Annotated in this window: 9 protein-coding genes; 6 read left to right on the forward strand and 3 right to left on the reverse strand. The window is 68.8% G+C overall.

From position 1 onward, the window contains the following. Positions 1–73 precede the first annotated feature (73 nt). The 3 genes from ACIQTP_RS18630 to ACIQTP_RS18640 form a co-directional block, all read right to left on the reverse strand. A complete protein-coding gene (locus ACIQTP_RS18630; protein ID WP_403401022.1) occupies positions 74–1,180 on the reverse strand; it encodes an AAA family ATPase in 1,107 nt (368 codons plus the stop codon). 137 nt (positions 1,181–1,317) lie between these two features. Next, positions 1,318–3,651, reverse strand: coding sequence for a transposase (locus ACIQTP_RS18635; protein WP_403401058.1), 2,334 nt, complete (start codon positions 3,649–3,651; stop codon positions 1,318–1,320). Between the two features lie 17 nt (positions 3,652–3,668). Next, the gene (locus tag ACIQTP_RS18640) at positions 3,669–4,550 is read right to left on the reverse strand and encodes a TnsA-like heteromeric transposase endonuclease subunit (RefSeq protein ID WP_403401023.1); all 882 of its coding nucleotides are present in this window, start codon (positions 4,548–4,550) and stop codon (positions 3,669–3,671) included. Between the two features lie 636 nt (positions 4,551–5,186). Between ACIQTP_RS18640 and ACIQTP_RS18645 the strand changes: the two genes are divergently transcribed. The 6 genes from ACIQTP_RS18645 (at position 5,187) to ACIQTP_RS18670 (ending at position 15,276) form a co-directional block, all read left to right on the forward strand. After that, positions 5,187–7,184, forward strand: coding sequence for a TniQ family protein (locus ACIQTP_RS18645; protein WP_403401025.1), 1,998 nt, complete (start codon positions 5,187–5,189; stop codon positions 7,182–7,184). Between the two features lie 421 nt (positions 7,185–7,605). Further along, positions 7,606–8,403 (forward strand): oxygenase MpaB family protein, encoded by a 798-nt coding sequence (locus tag ACIQTP_RS18650; protein ID WP_403401060.1) that lies wholly within the window; start codon positions 7,606–7,608, stop codon positions 8,401–8,403. A 62-nt stretch (positions 8,404–8,465) separates the two neighbouring features. Continuing rightward, the gene (locus ACIQTP_RS18655; protein ID WP_403401027.1) at positions 8,466–10,742 is read left to right on the forward strand and encodes a tetratricopeptide repeat protein; all 2,277 of its coding nucleotides are present in this window, start codon (positions 8,466–8,468) and stop codon (positions 10,740–10,742) included. Between the two features lie 185 nt (positions 10,743–10,927). Further along, a complete protein-coding gene (locus ACIQTP_RS18660; RefSeq protein ID WP_403401029.1) occupies positions 10,928–12,487 on the forward strand; it encodes a phytoene desaturase family protein in 1,560 nt (519 codons plus the stop codon). A 129-nt stretch (positions 12,488–12,616) separates the two neighbouring features. Next, entirely contained in the window at positions 12,617–13,729 is a 1,113-nt protein-coding gene (locus tag ACIQTP_RS18665; protein ID WP_403401031.1) for a nitronate monooxygenase, read from the forward strand. Further along, on the forward strand, positions 13,726–15,276 hold the full coding sequence (locus ACIQTP_RS18670; protein WP_403401033.1) for an acyl-CoA synthetase: 1,551 nt from the start codon (positions 13,726–13,728) through the stop codon (positions 15,274–15,276). Before ACIQTP_RS18665 ends, ACIQTP_RS18670 begins: the two co-directional genes overlap by 4 nt. The last annotated feature ends 144 nt before the right edge of the window (positions 15,277–15,420 follow it).

A 15,420-nucleotide genomic window follows, 5' to 3' on the forward strand; every position in this document is an offset into this window, starting at 1 on the left:
TACACAGTGATGGGACTTGGCGGTAACCACAGTGGTGCCAGGCAGCGTGCCAAGGGGCGGCGCCGCGGTTCGGTCATCCGGCGTTGCTCTCGGCCGGGCCGTTGTCGTCGAACACGGCGATGCGGCCGGTGGACTTCTTCTTCGACGTGGGGTCGTGGGGCGGGATGTGGGGCTGTTCGCCGGACTCGGCGTCGAGGTCGGGCATGTCGTCGGGGGTGACGGTGAACTGGTTGAGCAGGTCCTTGGTCAGGCGTTCGCTCTTGTCCTCCACGGCGCGGCGGCAGCCGTGCTGGATGAGCTTCTCCAGAATGCCGACCACACCCTTAGTGCGGTCGAACAGATACTCGGGCATGCCGCCGTCGGTGAGCATGCCGTCGGTGTTGTTGAGCAACCTCAACTCGCCTTCCAGGCGCCGGAGATGAACCATCCAGGCTTGCATCTCCGCAGTTGTGGAGTAGTTGAACGGATCGAGGTCGATGAACTGGAAGCGGCGTTCGTGCTGGCTGGCGGCGTGGTCGTTGGGGCTGCGGCCGCGGTCCTTGACCGGCCCGTAGACCCACTCCCCGGTCTTGGGGTCGCGCAGGCCCTCGCGAAGCAGGCCGGAGGTGGGGATGCCGACGCCGACGAGGATGAGCGTGACCGGCATGCTCATCATTTCGCGGATCAGGTCGAGGACGTCCTGGTCGGCTTCCCGGTGGAGCTTGAGGCGGGTGATGTCGTCGATCACGAGTGCTTTCGTGGCGTGCTCGATGACGGCGGTCTTGACGGTGCGCACGAGGTCTTCCAGACGCATGCCCTTGTAGTCCTCGCCGTAGAAGTCGAGGATCCGCTGGCAGGTGGAGATGGGGGTGGCCTTGACCGGGCAGCGTACGTAGGCGACTGGGGCGACCAGGTCGCGGGTGCCGGGCATGGCGTCTGGGTTCGCGTAGTTGTTGAGGGCCAGCCACTCCTCCTGGAAGATGGCCAGGGCCTCGCAGATCGTTTCGGTCTTGCCCTGGGCGCCGTCTCCGTTGACCATGATGCCGCCGCGGGTCCCGGCCTTGTGGCTGAAGGCGCCGTCCTCGACGCGCGCCAGCACTGCGTGGGCGACACGTTCGCTCATCGGGGTGGCCTGGATCGGCAGGGAACTGTGCGTCGCGAGACGATGCAGGTCGTGGATGCGTTTCTGCCGTTTCGTCAAGCGGCCGTATTCCTGTGCTGTCAGGATCTGTGCGGGAATGAAGGCATTGCGGGTTTGGCACCATCGGTTCCAGCCTTCGAAGGTGGTGCGGTCCACCGCCGGGCCGGGGAGAAACGACAGTGGGATCTGCTGGGAGGTCACTGGCTGGCCTCTTCCTCGGCCTCGCCGGCCGTGATGTCGTCGTCGGAGTCGTCGTCTGGCAGGGCCAACAGGCTGGAGGTACGCAGCCGTTCGGACAGGTCGGGTGGTGGGAGTAGCTGATCGGGGACGGCGGCTTCACGGCGGCGTTGGCGTTCGCCGTTCACTGCGTCGTGTACTTGCTGGGCACGCTCCTTCGGGCGCAGGGGCACGACCTTGCCGTCCTCGGAACCCTCACGTGCTGCGGGAATTGCGACGGGCCGTGTCGGCGGCTCCCTCTTGATCGCGTCTGAGGGACGGTCGGCGGCGGCTGCGGCCGCCTGGGCGACTTCGCGTGCGTGCTCGGTGCGTTGCTTCTTGGAAAGCTGGGTCGGCCACTGATCCACGGGCACATTTCCGCCGATCAACTCCAGTAGTACCGGCAGCAGTTCGGCGTCCGCCTTCGGAGCCAGACCCCGCTTGCGCAGCTCCCGCATGGCCTCCCGCACCCGGGCATCGCTGAACGCCGGCATCTCGCCGTCCTGGGGAAGGCCCGTCCAGCGCAACGTGTGCCAGTCGTGGGTCCGAGGGTCCTGGAAGAACACGAAGCACGGATCTCGCGGGTCCCGGTGGAAGACGTACTTGTTCTTGTGCCGCCCACCGCGACGCGAGAGCTCACCCCGGTAGGGATCCAGGGCGTCGCCGTCGTACCAGAGATTCTTGATCTTCACGCCGCGCTTGCCGTGGATCATGACTTTGTGCCGCGGCAGCAACTGGTAGTACAGCTCGGCCGAGGGTATCCGCAGTGCGAAGCCGCCCTGGGCCATGGCTGCGGCGAACAGGCTGTTGGGACTGTGAGCCCCGCTTGGGTCCCAGCTCGGCGCATACGAGCCGAAGCGCCGGTTCTGCCAGATCTTCACGACCCACGTGGCGATGAGATGTTCCATCTCCGCCACCGTGAGGCAGGCGTCGGCCTCCGGGTCCACGCCGCGGTCGGCGGTGTCGATGCCCTGATAGCCAGGCAGGATCCCGAATACGAGCGATTGGATGGCGCCGAAAGTCCGCTCCACGGACCACTTGTCGGTGGGACGCAGCACACGGCTGGGCTTGATGTTCGCCTTGATAACCCTCTGTACCTCGACCAGGTGGTGGTTGCGGTAGACGGAGCCGTGGTCAGTGGTGACGGTCTCCGGAGCGAAAAACGGAAGCCCGGCCACCTCGTGCCCGGCGAAGTCCGCGACCACCGTGCCGGGGACGCCGGGGTAGGCCCACTCCATGTCCTTGCCCCAGTCCGGGCGCATCGGCAACGGCATCATCATGTCCCGCAGCACCATCGCCACGTCCATCGAAGTGTCGGAGACGAGACTGAGCCGGAATGCGACGATCGAGCGCGTGTAGACGTCCAAAGCCAGCGTCAGATGCACCGACACAGGGTCGCCGAACACGTTCTCCAGCACCTTGACCGGCAGCAGCATGGTGTCCAGCGCCACCACCTGACCGGGCCGGTGCACAACGACGTGCTGGCCCGTCGCGTACCCCTTCGCCTTCGCCGCCGAGCGCGCATAACGCTGCCGAGCTCCGTCGGAGCCGAACCAGTCCTTCCAGATGGCGCGCAGGGTGTCGTAGCCGGGGATCTCCACCTCCTGAACGTCGGCGGACTTGGCGTTATCCTCAGAACCAAACACCTCGCGCATGTACTGATGGATGAGGCGTTCTTTCTCTCGCATGGTCAGCTTCGAGCGGTGCTGTGCCTCGGCGTGCACCGCGAAGAGGGCTTCACGCAACTCGGGCGAGATCTTGTGGCCGCTCGCCTCACGCAGCCACCTGTCATCCGCCACACCTACCGGGCCGGACTTGCCTCGTCCGGTGTCCCAGCGCACCAGAGTGCGCAGACTCACCCGGTGCAGCCCATTCGTCTTCGCCTGCGTGGGGGCTTCAGCAGCGGCTCGGCGTAGTTCCTGTACCTTCGCGAGCCGCCGCTGAGTGAGGGTCGTGGTGTCCGGGTCGTATTGAGGACGGGGTTCATGTGGCAGCGCGTCCAGCGGGTCGCCGCTGCGGTAACCGGTCTCGACCTCGCGCAGGTGCTCCAGCCGGAGCGTCACGATGTCGCGCTCCACCTGTTTCAGGTCGTCCATCGCCTTGGGCTGGCGACCTCGGTCCGCAGCCGAGAGGTCCGTGCGGGTCCGAGTGGAAGGTCGGCAGTCCGGACGGTGAATCAACTCGCTCACCGAGGTCTTCCACGACCCGCCCTCCTCGTCGATGAGCGTAACCCGGCCCAGGTGGGGCAGACAGGACTGGACCCGCCATGCGGCACCGCCGACAATCAGCTCTGCGCCCGGTTCCAGGGTCCACATGGCTCTCACCGCAGTGCTCACCGCTCAAGCTCCCGGTGGTGCTGGGGCAGAGCGAGCCGGACCATGCTCGCGTCCCCGAACGGCACGGAGAGGTCCACGCCGAGACGCCGGTTCCACAGCAGATGGATCGCGTGCGCCCGGCCGATCGCCGGCAGGCAGCAGCGCTCCACCAACTCTCCGTACGGCAGGGGGCCTTGCGCGGCAGCCTCCTGCAACTGCCCTTGAATGCCCAGCACATCTGTCAGCGGGCGCCGCTCGGCCGACAACGCGTCCACGTTCGTCCACACATGCTGGCGCCACCCCACGACAACGCCGTACCGCCAGCCCGCCGACAGTGCGGCTTCCGCGGCAGCGGCGAACTTCAGCCCGTCTTCCGCCTTGATTCGGCCGGCCGGGCGTACGTCGATCAGGACGAGCCCGGAGCCAGTCACCAACAGAAAGTCCGGAGTGTGCTCGATCGCCTTCCCATTGGCGAAGAACCGCAGCCGGAACGGCTGAGACAGGGCCTCCACGAGGCTGGCGGCGAAGTCGGAGACCAGTAGTAGACACTCTTCCTCATGACTCTCAAAGCCATGGTGCCGGTTCGTCGCCATCAGGTACTCCAGCCCCGGCCGGTGGAACTGGTCCGTGCGCCACGTGAAGCGGCGCACAGGAATGCTCCGCCTGAGGTTCACCTTGTCCAGGTCATGCACCGGGCTGGTCACCGAAGCACGGCCGAACTTCCACGTCGTGGTCCAACGTGCGGGCCACTTCTCGTTGAGATCCAAGGCTGGCGCATAGTCACTGAACCCGGTGTGCAAAAGGGCAAGGTCTTGGAGGCAGCACGCATCAGACCACACGGCACTGGAGGACTCCAGCCGCCGGGAAAGCCAATTTGGCTCGAAGTCCGTCGAGTTCATCCGTGAGCCTCCTGAGCACCTTTGCCTCGTGAGCCATTCACCAGGAGCGCGATGACCGTACGGCGTGCAACTCCACCCGAGTCGAACGTTTTACGGTAGTCACACGTATGAGTGAATGCATGCTTTCCTCGCTGGCGTCGGCTATGACGGCTGATGTATCGTTAGGTTGATTATTTCTTGTGTGCATGGCTCACGGTCTGTGACTCGGGAGACGGTCACGGGAATCGCAGTCATGCTCTCCTGGTAGTGAGCCGCGGATTGCTGCGATGCTCCCAAGCCGCAGACGCTCACCGGGCGCCGCAGAGATAGGAGGCAGTTCGTTGGCTGCGTGCCATAAGGATCCAGCCGCCGTTGGTCTGTGAGATGGCTTCCTTTCTGGGGGTGTCTCGCTAGTGGAGCAGCCCTACGAAATCACTCAGTGCGGCCTTGGGCCAATGTGGAGCTGGCGAGGGTATTGAGTCCGGTGGGCATTTTTTCGGCTTGTACTGGATCGAATCAAACGCATGGCTTCGTTCTCGCCGTCTGCGCATGATCCAAGATCGCCCCACGGCGGTAGAACTTCCCTCTTGCGTGAGCAGTCCGGAAGTTTGATCATCAGTCGTTCGGATGAATGAATGAGAGTCTGGGCGCCAGGAAGTGAGGTGGTTGTTTCAGTGCCTCGGCATTGTCCTCTCGCGTGCGATTCCTGACCTGGTTTCGCGCCCCCGGGTCCAAGAAGCTCGTAGGAAGGTCTCTACGACGACGCGAAAACTGCCGCGCAGCCTCGCCCCCCTGCCTGAGGAATCCCTCGCCGGATTCGTGCTGCGGTTGTCACACAGGTTGTGCCGCTCTCCCGGCCGCACAGCCGAACTGTGTGGGCTGCTCACCTACAGTCAGGACCGGTTGCCCACTGCTCTCCTGCAGTACTTGACCCCCGAACAAGCTGGCCGCCTGGCCGCCGCAGCGCGCTTGACGTCCGATGAAGTGCACGCCCTCACCCTGGACAGCCTCGCCGGCGCTTATCCGCCGCTGACGGCGGTGCGCAATGCCCGTGAGCGCACGCAGACTATGGCCAGCGCTCATTGGTCCCTGGACTTCTCTTCCCGCTTCTGCCCGGACTGCCTCGCTGGTGACGGCAGCGACATCCAGAACATTCATGGTGGAGCCTGGAAACTCATCTGGCACCTACCCGTCGTCTTTGCCTGTCCTCGTCATCGGCGCATCCTGCACTACCGATGCCCTCACTGCCGCAAGCCGCTCAACAATCACACGCGCGCTCGAGTCAACCTCGTCAAGTTCGCTTCCCGGCTTGTCGAGCACCCGCTGCAATGCCGCAACCCAGTCCCGCCGATCAGCGGCACGGGCCCGGCCGTCCTGTGTGCGAGCCGCCTTGACCGCACCCCTTCCCAAGGGCCCGACGGAACCGATCTAGACCGACTCATTGCTTTCCAACGCCGTCTCCTGGCCCGCCTCACTTCCAGCGTTGAGGGGACTGACCGGTACTACTTCACCGACCTGATCATGGCTATCCAGTTGGTCAAGCTGAGCTGGCCCGTTGGCACCCACCTGCTCCCCAACCGACCCCTGGCTGACCTTGTCGATGCTCACGCTGATGAAGCTTCCTGGTTCCTCCAAGCCTCCGACCGCACAGGTCGCCGCACGGGCTTTCGCGACCCGCCCACCGACCCCGCTCAGTGCGGCGCTCTGCTCCTGGCCGCTGACGCTCTCCTCGCCCCAGCCGACCCAGCCGAACTACGCGAGCACATCCAGCCCCTGGTCAAGGAGATGAATACCCGCGCCAGCGCGTACGGCGCACAGATCGCCCGCTCCATAAACATCTCCCCGCGCCTGGCCCGAGCGATGGCCGCGCGCACATACGGCAGCCAGGGCCACCGCAATCTTCATGGCAACACCCGCCGTTACACCATCGACCACGTCCCCGCCCACCTTCCCGTGGCCTGGTTCCGCACCTACTTCGAGGGCTTCCTCGACCAGCTACCGACCAGTTCCCGACGGACTGGTTGGGAACGCATCCTCCGGCAGGCTGCCTCCCTGCGCTTGGCTCAACTTGTCACCGGAGTCCCTTGGACCACCTGCGCTCCCGAACTCGGCTCAACGAAGAGCATGGCCGCGAAGATCTTGACCCGGCTCGGCGACGAACTGCAGACACTTGCACTCTGGCCTGACTTCGAAGCCCGAGTCGACCAGATCGCCGACTGTTTGGAGGCCGACCCCAACCGCATCGACTACGGCCAGCGCCGTCGCGCGCTTGCCACTTGGACCATGCCGGATGAGCACTGGCGTGCTCTCACCGCCGCCATCCCCCGCCTGCGCCGTCTCCACGAGCGTGCCGATGCGGACCTCGGCACTGTCCTGACCTTTTGCCAGGTCACGCAAGGCCATTACGTGCATAGCCCCACCATCCGGGCTCGCCCCCGCGGCGCCGCACGTGCCGCCCTCGTGGGCGAACTGGGTCCTCTGATGGCCGACGAACTTCGCAAGGAGCGCCTACGCCTGCACCAGCGGGTAACGGCCTACGCCGACCACATTGCCGAAGCGTGCGACCAGCGCGGCTGTCGGGATCCCCTCCTGCTGAGCCAGGATGCGATGCGTTTCACGGGACGTAGCTTGGAGTATTTGGGTGATGAGGGATGACCGTCCGGCAGTTGCGAACACGGGACCGCTGACGATCTGATCGCTGCGCAGGCCTGGTCGGTGCCCCGGCCCGGCGCCAACTACGACTCCAGGGCAATGACCCATACAGATCCGTAGTGCGCGTCTCGATCTCATCGCCAGAGCTGCACCATACGTCAGTCAGGTGAGGACTGCCGTGACTGAGGCTTCCAGGTGCACTTCGATGGCTGGCTGCGGTGTGACACCCCTTGTGACCTGCGCTGTACCAAAGTGCCAACTATCTCTCTGATTTCGTACCGAGAGTTGCTGAACCTAGTTGGCATCAGCGCAGGTCACGAACGTTGCCTGATGCCAACTAAGAACCTTGGTCACACCTGACGAGGTGGACGCGCTTCGCTCGGGTGACCAGGGCCTGTTCGGTCCCTCCTCGGTGACCTGGCAGATGCACGGTGACCCCATGATGTGGGTCGCCGGGATCCGCGCGCTCTACCTCCAGGCCCTGCACCCCCGCGCCGTCCGGGGCGTCATGCAGAACTCGGACTTCCGGCGCGACGCCTGGGGCCGGCTGATGCGCACCGCGAACTTCGTCGGCACGGCGACGTACGGCACGACCGAGGCCGCCGAGCAGGCCGGGGCCCGGGTCCGGAAGATCCACACCCTGCTCAAGGCCACCGCCCCGGACACGGGGGAGCGGTACCGGATCGACGAGCCCGAGCTGCTGCTGTGGGTGCACTGCGCCGAGATCGACTCCTATCTCCACGTCCTGCGCCGCTCGGGGTTCCCGATGACGGACGCGCACGCCGACCGGTACATCGACGAACACCGGGTCAGCGCACGCCTGGTGGGCCTCGATCCCGCAGACGTACCGGCGAACCGGGCGGAGTTGGCCGCCTACTTCGAGGAGGTGCTGCCGGAGCTCGACGCCGGGTCCGAGGCGCGGGACGTGGACGACTTCCTGTCGCGCCCGCCGACCCACCCGCTGCTCGTACCGGCGCGCGCCCTGCTGTGGCGGCGCGTGGCGCATCTGGCGTACGCCGCTCTGCCGCCGTACGCCCACGAGCTGTACGGCAGACCCGCACCGGCCCCCTCGACGGTGACCCGGCGCCTGCGCGTCACGGGCACCGTGCTGCGCTGCGTTCCCGCACGTCTTCGCTGGCAACTCCCGCCCAAACACATTCTGCGGGCCATGGCACGGCTCGGCCCCGGCTCCCGACCGGCACCGTACAAAGTCGGCAGATAACTCGCCATACTGGACGGGCCAGGGGAGGGCGCGGCGAGCAGCGACGGGGGCGATCGCACGAGATGGCGGAGACCAGGCTGATCCAGAGCCGGTACCGACTGCTCGATCTGATCGGGCGGGGAGGCATGGGTGAGGTGTGGCGCGCCCGCGACGAGTCGCTGGGGCGGCAGGTGGCCGTGAAGTGCCTCAAACCGCTCGGCCCGCACCACGATCAGTCGTTCACGCGTGTGCTGCGGGAGAGATTCCGGCGCGAGGCCCGGGTGGCCGCAGCGCTGCAACACCGCGGGGTGACCGTGGTGCACGACTTCGGCGAGGCGGAGGGCGTGCTGTACCTGGTCATGGAGCTGCTGGAGGGCCGCAACCTCAGCCAGCTCCTGGAGGACAACAAGCAGCATCCGCTCCCCGTCGCCGATGTCGTCGACATCGCCGACCAGGTGTCGGGGGCCCTCGCCTACACCCACCAACAGGGCATCGTGCACCGCGACCTGAAGCCCGCCAACATCATGCGGCTGGCGGACGGCACGGTGAAGATCTGCGACTTCGGCATCGCGCGCCTCGGCCACGACATCGGCTTCACGGCCCGGCTGACCGGCACCGGCATCGCGATGGGCACCCCGCACTACATGTCACCGGAGCAGATCAGCGGTGCCCAGGTCGACCAGCGCAGCGATCTGTACTCCTTCGGATGTGTGCTCTACGAAATCGCCACCGGGGCACCGCCGTTCGACCTGGACGACGCGTGGGCGATCCTCGTCGGCCACCGCGACACGCCTCCCGAGCCGCCGCGCCACCACCGCGCCGAGCTCCCCGAGTACTTCGAGCGGATCATCCTGGATCTGCTGGCCAAGGAGCCGGCGAGGCGCCCGCAGGACGCGCGCGAGCTCGGCCGGCGGATCGGCACGGGGCGCACGACTCCGGTGTACGTGCCGACGGTCGTGTCCCCCGCGGTGGGCCGTCCCGCCCATGAGCAGCGGATGCTGGGGCCGTCGACGAGGGCTCCCTCGCCCGCTTCCTCGCGTGAACCCCGGCTGCCCTCCTGGACCCGGGGCATGACCACCGGCCACAAGGCGACCGGTGCCGGACTGGGTGGCGCCCTGCCGGACGCGGCGGCGGGCCTGACCGGCGAATGGACAACGCGCCCGGCCACGTCCGTACCTCAGGCGCCGGATCGCGTCGAACGCCCGACGCCCTCACCGGAGTTGCTCACCACTCTGACGGGACGGCACAACGCCGGACTGAGCCTGGGGCGGCTCGGCCGGTGGACCGAGGCGGGCGAGGTGCACCGCGCGGTCGCCGCCGAACGCGAGCACGTCCTCGGCCCCGACCACCCCGACACCCTCGCCAGCCGGTACGAGGTCGGCTTCACCCTCAGCCGCACCGGACACGCCGCCGAAGCGCTGCGCGAGTACGCGCGGGTCGCCCGGGGCAGGGAGCGGGCGCTCGGCCCGGGCCATCCCGACACCCTCGCCGCGCGCCAGGAGATGGCGTACGTACTGGGCCAGTTGGGCCGCCACTTCGAGGCGCACCAGGCGTACGTCGCGGTGCTCGCCGCCCGCGAGCGTGCGATGGGCCCCGACCATCCCGACACCCTGCGCTGCCGCCACAACCTGGCTTTCAACCTGAGCAGGCTGGGCCGCCTGGAGGACTCGTACCGGATGGCGAGCGAGGTCGCCGCCGCGCGCGCCCGGGTGCTCGGTGCGCACCACCCCGACACGCTCGTGACACGGTACGAAGTCGCCTACGCGCTGGGTCAGTTGGGGCACTGGCCGGAGGCGTTGCAGACCTACCGGGAAGTGGCCGACGCGCGGGCCCAGGCCCTCGGCCCCGACCACCCGGACACCCTCTCCGCCCGCTACGAGGTCGGCATCAGCCTCGGCCGGCTCGGGCGCAGCGCGCAGGCCCTGGAGCTGTACCGGGACCTGATCGACGACCGTACTCGGGTGCACGGCCCCGCCCACCCGGAGACCCTGCGCGCCCGGCACGGCCTCGGCGTCAACCTGGGCCGGATGGGGCGCTGGGAGGAGGCGCTCGCCGAGTCCCGCGACGTGTGGGCGCTCCGCGAGCGAGTCCTCGGTCCCGACCACCCCGACACCCTCGTCAGCCGCCGCGAGGTCGCGGTCGGCCTCGGCTGGCTGGGCCGCTGGTCCGACGCGCTCGCCGAGTACCGGGGCGTCGCCACCGCCCGTGAACGCGTCCTCGGCGCCGACCACCCCGACGCCCTGGCCAGCCGCAACGACGAGGCGCACTGCCTGGAACAACTGGGCCGGGGTCAGGAAGCGGTGGAGCTGTACCGGAGGGTCGCGGCGTTACGCCAGCAGCGGGCGGCACGGGGAGGCTGAGGGGCTCTCGTGCAGGGGGTTCGCGCTCGCCCCGTTCGAGGGACGGCACCGGGAGTACGGCGGACGGCTCCCGGGCGGCCCCGCCCGCGCCGCCGCTTCGGAGTGGGCGCCCGCGCCCCGTCCGGATGCCCGCCGGGTGCCGCGTACCTCTGGCCGTTCTAGATCATCGCGTGCTACGAAGAACCATGCCTGCACACGAGGGATACGACGTCGTGATCGTCGGCGGGGGCCACAACGGTCTCGTCGCCGCCGCCTACCTGGCCCGGGCCGGCCGGTCCGTGCTGGTGCTCGAGCGCCTGGGGAGCACCGGCGGCGCCGCCGTGTCCACCCGGCCGTTCGCCGGAGTCGACGCGCGGCTGTCGCGCTACTCCTACCTGGTCAGCCTGCTGCCCCGGAAGATCGTGCGGGATCTGAGCCTCGACTTCCGCGTGCGCGGCCGGACCGTGTCCTCGTACACGCCCGTCGAACGCGACGGACGGCCCACCGGCCTGCTCGTCGGCGGTGGCGAGCGCCGCACCCGCGAGGCCTTCGCGCGTCTGACCGGCTCGGAGCGCGAGTACGAGGCCTGGCAGCGCTTCTACGGCATGACCGGCCATGTCGCCCAGCAGGTCTTCCCGACGCTCACCGAACCGCTCCCCACCCGCGAGGAACTCCGCGCCCGCGTCGACGACGAGGAGGCCTGGCGGATCCTCTTCGAGGAGCCGGTCGGGGTCGCCGTGGAGGAGAACTTCGCCGACGACCTCGTACGCGGTGTCGTCCTCACCGACGCGCTCATCGGGACCTTCGCGGACGCCCACGATCCGTCCCTGCGCCAGAACCGGTGCTTCCTCTACCACGTGATCGGCGGCGGCACCGGCGCCTGGGACGTGCCGGTCGGCGGCATGGGCGCCCTCACCGACGCGATCGCCGCGGCGGCGCGCGCCGCGGGCGTGGTGATCGCCACGGGTCACGAGGCGGTGCGCATCGAGACCGACGGGCGGGCCGCCGAGGTCACCTACCGCACCGCGGACGGCGAGGGTGTCGTCCCGGCCCGGCACGTCCTCGTGAACGCCTCGCCACAGGAACTCGCGCACCTCACCGGTGACGAACCGCCCACCCCCGCCGAGGGTGCCCAGCTGAAGGTCAACATGCTGCTCAAGCGGCTGCCGAGGCTGCGCGACACCTCCGTCGACCCGCGCGAGGCGTTCGCCGGCACCTTCCACATCGCCGAGGGCTACGAGCAGTTGGCGACCGCCCACGCGCAGGCCGCGTCCGGCGAGCTGCCCACCGCGCCGCCCTCCGAGATCTACTGCCACTCCCTCACCGATCCGAGCATCCTCGGCCAGGAGCTGGTCGAGCGGGGCTACCAGACCCTCACCCTCTTCGGCCTCCACACGCCCGCCCGGCTGTTCGAGCGGGACAACGACGCCGTACGGGCGGAGCTGCTGAAGTCGACGCTGGCGCAGCTGGAGGCGCACCTCGCCGAACCGCTCGCCGACTGCCTGGCCACCGACGTGGACGGCCGCCCCTGCATCGAGGCGAAGACCCCGCTCGACCTGGAGCGCGACCTGCGGCTGCCCGGCGGCAACATCTTCCACCGCGACCTCGCCTTCCCGTACGCCCAGGAGGGCACGGGCCGCTGGGGTGTCGAGACCCGGCACGCGAACGTCCTGCTGTGCGGGGCGGGCGCGGTGCGCGGCGGCGGCGTGAGCGGGGTGCCCGGGCACAACGCGGCCATGGCCGTACTGGAGGACGCGAACGACTAGCTCCGCCGGTCGCTCGCGCGTCGCCGGCGCGGCGTGGGGCCTGGGACTCTGGCGAAGGACCGGCCAGAAATCTGACGGAGCATCAGAAAAGGCCTTCCCTCGTCCGGAGGACTGCGGCATTCTGCGCCCATGCAGACGGAGCTGAGCAAGAAACTGGGAGTCGAGCACGCCATCTTCGGCTTCACGCCGTTTCCCGCCGTCGCCGCGGCCATCAGTCGCGCGGGCGGATTCGGTGTGCTCGGCGCGGTCCGCTACACCGCCCCCGACGACCTCAAACGCGACCTCGACTGGATCGAGGCGAACGTCGACGGCAAACCGTACGGCCTGGACGTCGTCATGCCCGCGAAGAAGGTCGAGGGGGTGACGGAGGCCGACGTCGAGGCGATGATCCCCGAGGGGCACCGGCAGTACGTCAAGGACACCCTCGCCAAGTACGGTGTGCCCGAACTCGCCGAGGTCGAGGTGTCCGGCTGGCGCATCACCGGCTGGATGGAACAGGTCGCCCGCACCCAGCTCGACGTCGCCTTCGACTACCCGATCAGACTGCTCGCCAACGCGCTGGGCTCTCCGCCCGCCGACGTCGTCGAACGCGCCCACGAGCGCGGAGTGCTCGTCGCGGCCCTCGCGGGCAGCGCCCGGCACGCGCGCAAGCACGCCGAGGCGGGCATCGACGTCGTCGTCGCGCAGGGCTACGAGGCGGGCGGCCACACCGGCGAGATCGCCTCGATGGTGCTCACTCCCGAAGTCGTCGACGCCGTCGATCCGTTGCCCGTGCTGGCGGCGGGCGGCATCGGCAGCGGACAGCAGGTGGCCGCCGCCCTCAGCCTCGGCGCCCAGGGGGTGTGGCTCGGGTCGCTGTGGCTGACCGTCACGGAAGCGGACATGCACTCGCCCGCCGTCACCCGCAAGCTGCTCGCCGCCGGGTCCGGCGACACCGTCCGCTCGCGCGCCCTGACCGGCAAGCCCGCGCGCCAGCTGCGCACCGAGTGGACCGACGCCTGGGACGACCCCAACGGCCCCGGCACACTCCCCATGCCGCTCCAGGGGCTGCTGGTGGCCGAGGCGGTCTCCCGGATCCAGAAGTACGAGGTGGAACCGCTGCTGGGGACGCCCGTGGGGCAGATCGTCGGCCGGATGAACAGCGAGCGCGGTGTCCAGGCCGTCTTCGACGACCTGACGAGCGGCTTCGAGCGAGCCGTCGACCGTATCAACCGGATCGCGGGAAGGGGCGAACAGTCATGAGCACCTCACCCAACGGCTTCTGGGCCCAGGCCACCGCCGACCCCGGACGGACGGTCCTCGTCACCCCGGACGGGGACGAGTGGACCGCGGGCCGGCTGCACGCCGCGGCCAATCGGCTCGTTTACGGTCTGCGCGCCGCGGGCCTCGAACGCGGCGACGCCTTCGCGGTCGTCCTGCCCAACGGCGTCGAGTTCTTCGTCGCCTACCTCGCCGCCTCCCAGGCGGGCCTCTACCTGGTGCCGGTCAACCACCACCTCGTCGGCCCCGAGATCGCCTGGATCGTCTCCGACTCGGGCGCCAAGGTGCTGATCGCCCACGAACGGTTCGCCGGCGCCGCCCGCCACGCCGCCGACGAGGCGAAGCTTCCGGCGGCGCGGCGGTACGCGGTGGGCACGGTGGCGGGCTTCCGGCCGTACGCCGAACTCCTCGACGGGCAGCCCGACTCGGCGCCCGACGAGCGCACGCTCGGCTGGGTCATGAACTACACCTCGGGCACGACGGGCCGCCCCCGTGGCATCCGGCGCCCGCTGTCCGGCAAGCTCCCCGAGGAGTCGTACCTCGGCGGCTTCCTCGGCATCTTCGGCATCAGGCCGTACGACGACAACGTGCACCTGGTCTGCTCGCCGCTGTACCACACCGCGGTACTCCAGTTCGCCGGCGCCTCCCTGCACATCGGTCACCGCCTGGTGCTGATGGACAAGTGGACGCCCGAGGAGATGCTCCGCGTCATCGACGCCCACGCCTGCACCCACACCCACATGGTCCCGACCCAGTTCCACCGGCTGCTGGCACTCCCCGACGAGGTGAAGGCGCGCTATGACGTCTCCTCGATGCGGCACGCCATCCACGGCGCCGCCCCGTGCCCGGACCATGTGAAACGGGCCATGATCGAGTGGTGGGGCCACAGCGTCGAGGAGTACTACGCGGCCAGTGAGGGCGGCGGCGCCTTCGCGACCACCGAGGACTGGCTGAAGAAGCCCGGCACGGTCGGCAAGGCCTGGCCCATCAGCGAACTCGCCGTCTTCGACGACGACGGCAACCGGCTGCCGCCCGGGGAACTCGGCACCGTCTACATGAAGATGAGCACGGGCGGATTCTCGTACCACAAGGACGAGAGCAAGACGAGGAAGAACCGCATCGGCGACTTCTTCACCGTGGGGGACCTGGGCTGTCTCGACGAGGACGGCTATCTCTTCCTCCGCGACCGCAAGATCGACATGATCATCTCGGGTGGGGTCAACATCTACCCGGCCGAGATCGAGGCCGCGCTGCTCTCCCACCCCGCCGTCGCCGACGCGGCCGCCTTCGGCATCCCGCACGACGACTGGGGCGAGGAGGTCAAGGCCGTCGTCGAGCCCGCCCCGGGCCACGAGCCGGGCCCGGCCCTCGCCGCCGACATCCTCGGCCACTGCGAGCGCCTGCTCGCCGGGTACAAGCGCCCCAAGAGCGTCGACTTCATCGAGTCGATGCCGCGCGACCCGAACGGAAAGCTCTACAAGCGGCGGCTACGGGATCCCTACTGGGAGGGCCGTACGCGAGCGATGTGACAGCGGAGCGGGGTCTGACCGGGGTGGGGGGGGGGCGGGGCGGGCCGGCCCCCCCCCCCCCCGGGCGCGGGGGCCCCCCCCCCCCCAAACCCCCACCCCCCGGGCGGGCCCGCTGGTCTTCTCGCCCCAACGGGCGGGGTACCC

It is taken from the genome of Streptomyces sp. NPDC090798 (assembly GCF_044768965.1).
Classification (GTDB): Bacteria; Actinomycetota; Actinomycetes; order Streptomycetales; family Streptomycetaceae; genus Streptomyces.

Coding starts and splice junctions, on each gene's coding strand:
- ACIQTP_RS18635 (WP_403401058.1), bottom strand. CDS start 3,651: ATGTGGACCCTGGAACCGGGCGCAGAGCTGATTGTCGGCGGTGCCGCA.
- ACIQTP_RS18640 (WP_403401023.1), bottom strand. CDS start 4,550: ATGAACTCGACGGACTTCGAGCCAAATTGGCTTTCCCGGCGGCTGGAG.
- ACIQTP_RS18650 (WP_403401060.1), top strand. CDS start 7,606: ATGCACGGTGACCCCATGATGTGGGTCGCCGGGATCCGCGCGCTCTAC.
- ACIQTP_RS18655 (WP_403401027.1), top strand. CDS start 8,466: ATGGCGGAGACCAGGCTGATCCAGAGCCGGTACCGACTGCTCGATCTG.
- ACIQTP_RS18660 (WP_403401029.1), top strand. CDS start 10,928: ATGCCTGCACACGAGGGATACGACGTCGTGATCGTCGGCGGGGGCCAC.
- ACIQTP_RS18665 (WP_403401031.1), top strand. CDS start 12,617: ATGCAGACGGAGCTGAGCAAGAAACTGGGAGTCGAGCACGCCATCTTC.
- ACIQTP_RS18670 (WP_403401033.1), top strand. CDS start 13,726: ATGAGCACCTCACCCAACGGCTTCTGGGCCCAGGCCACCGCCGACCCC.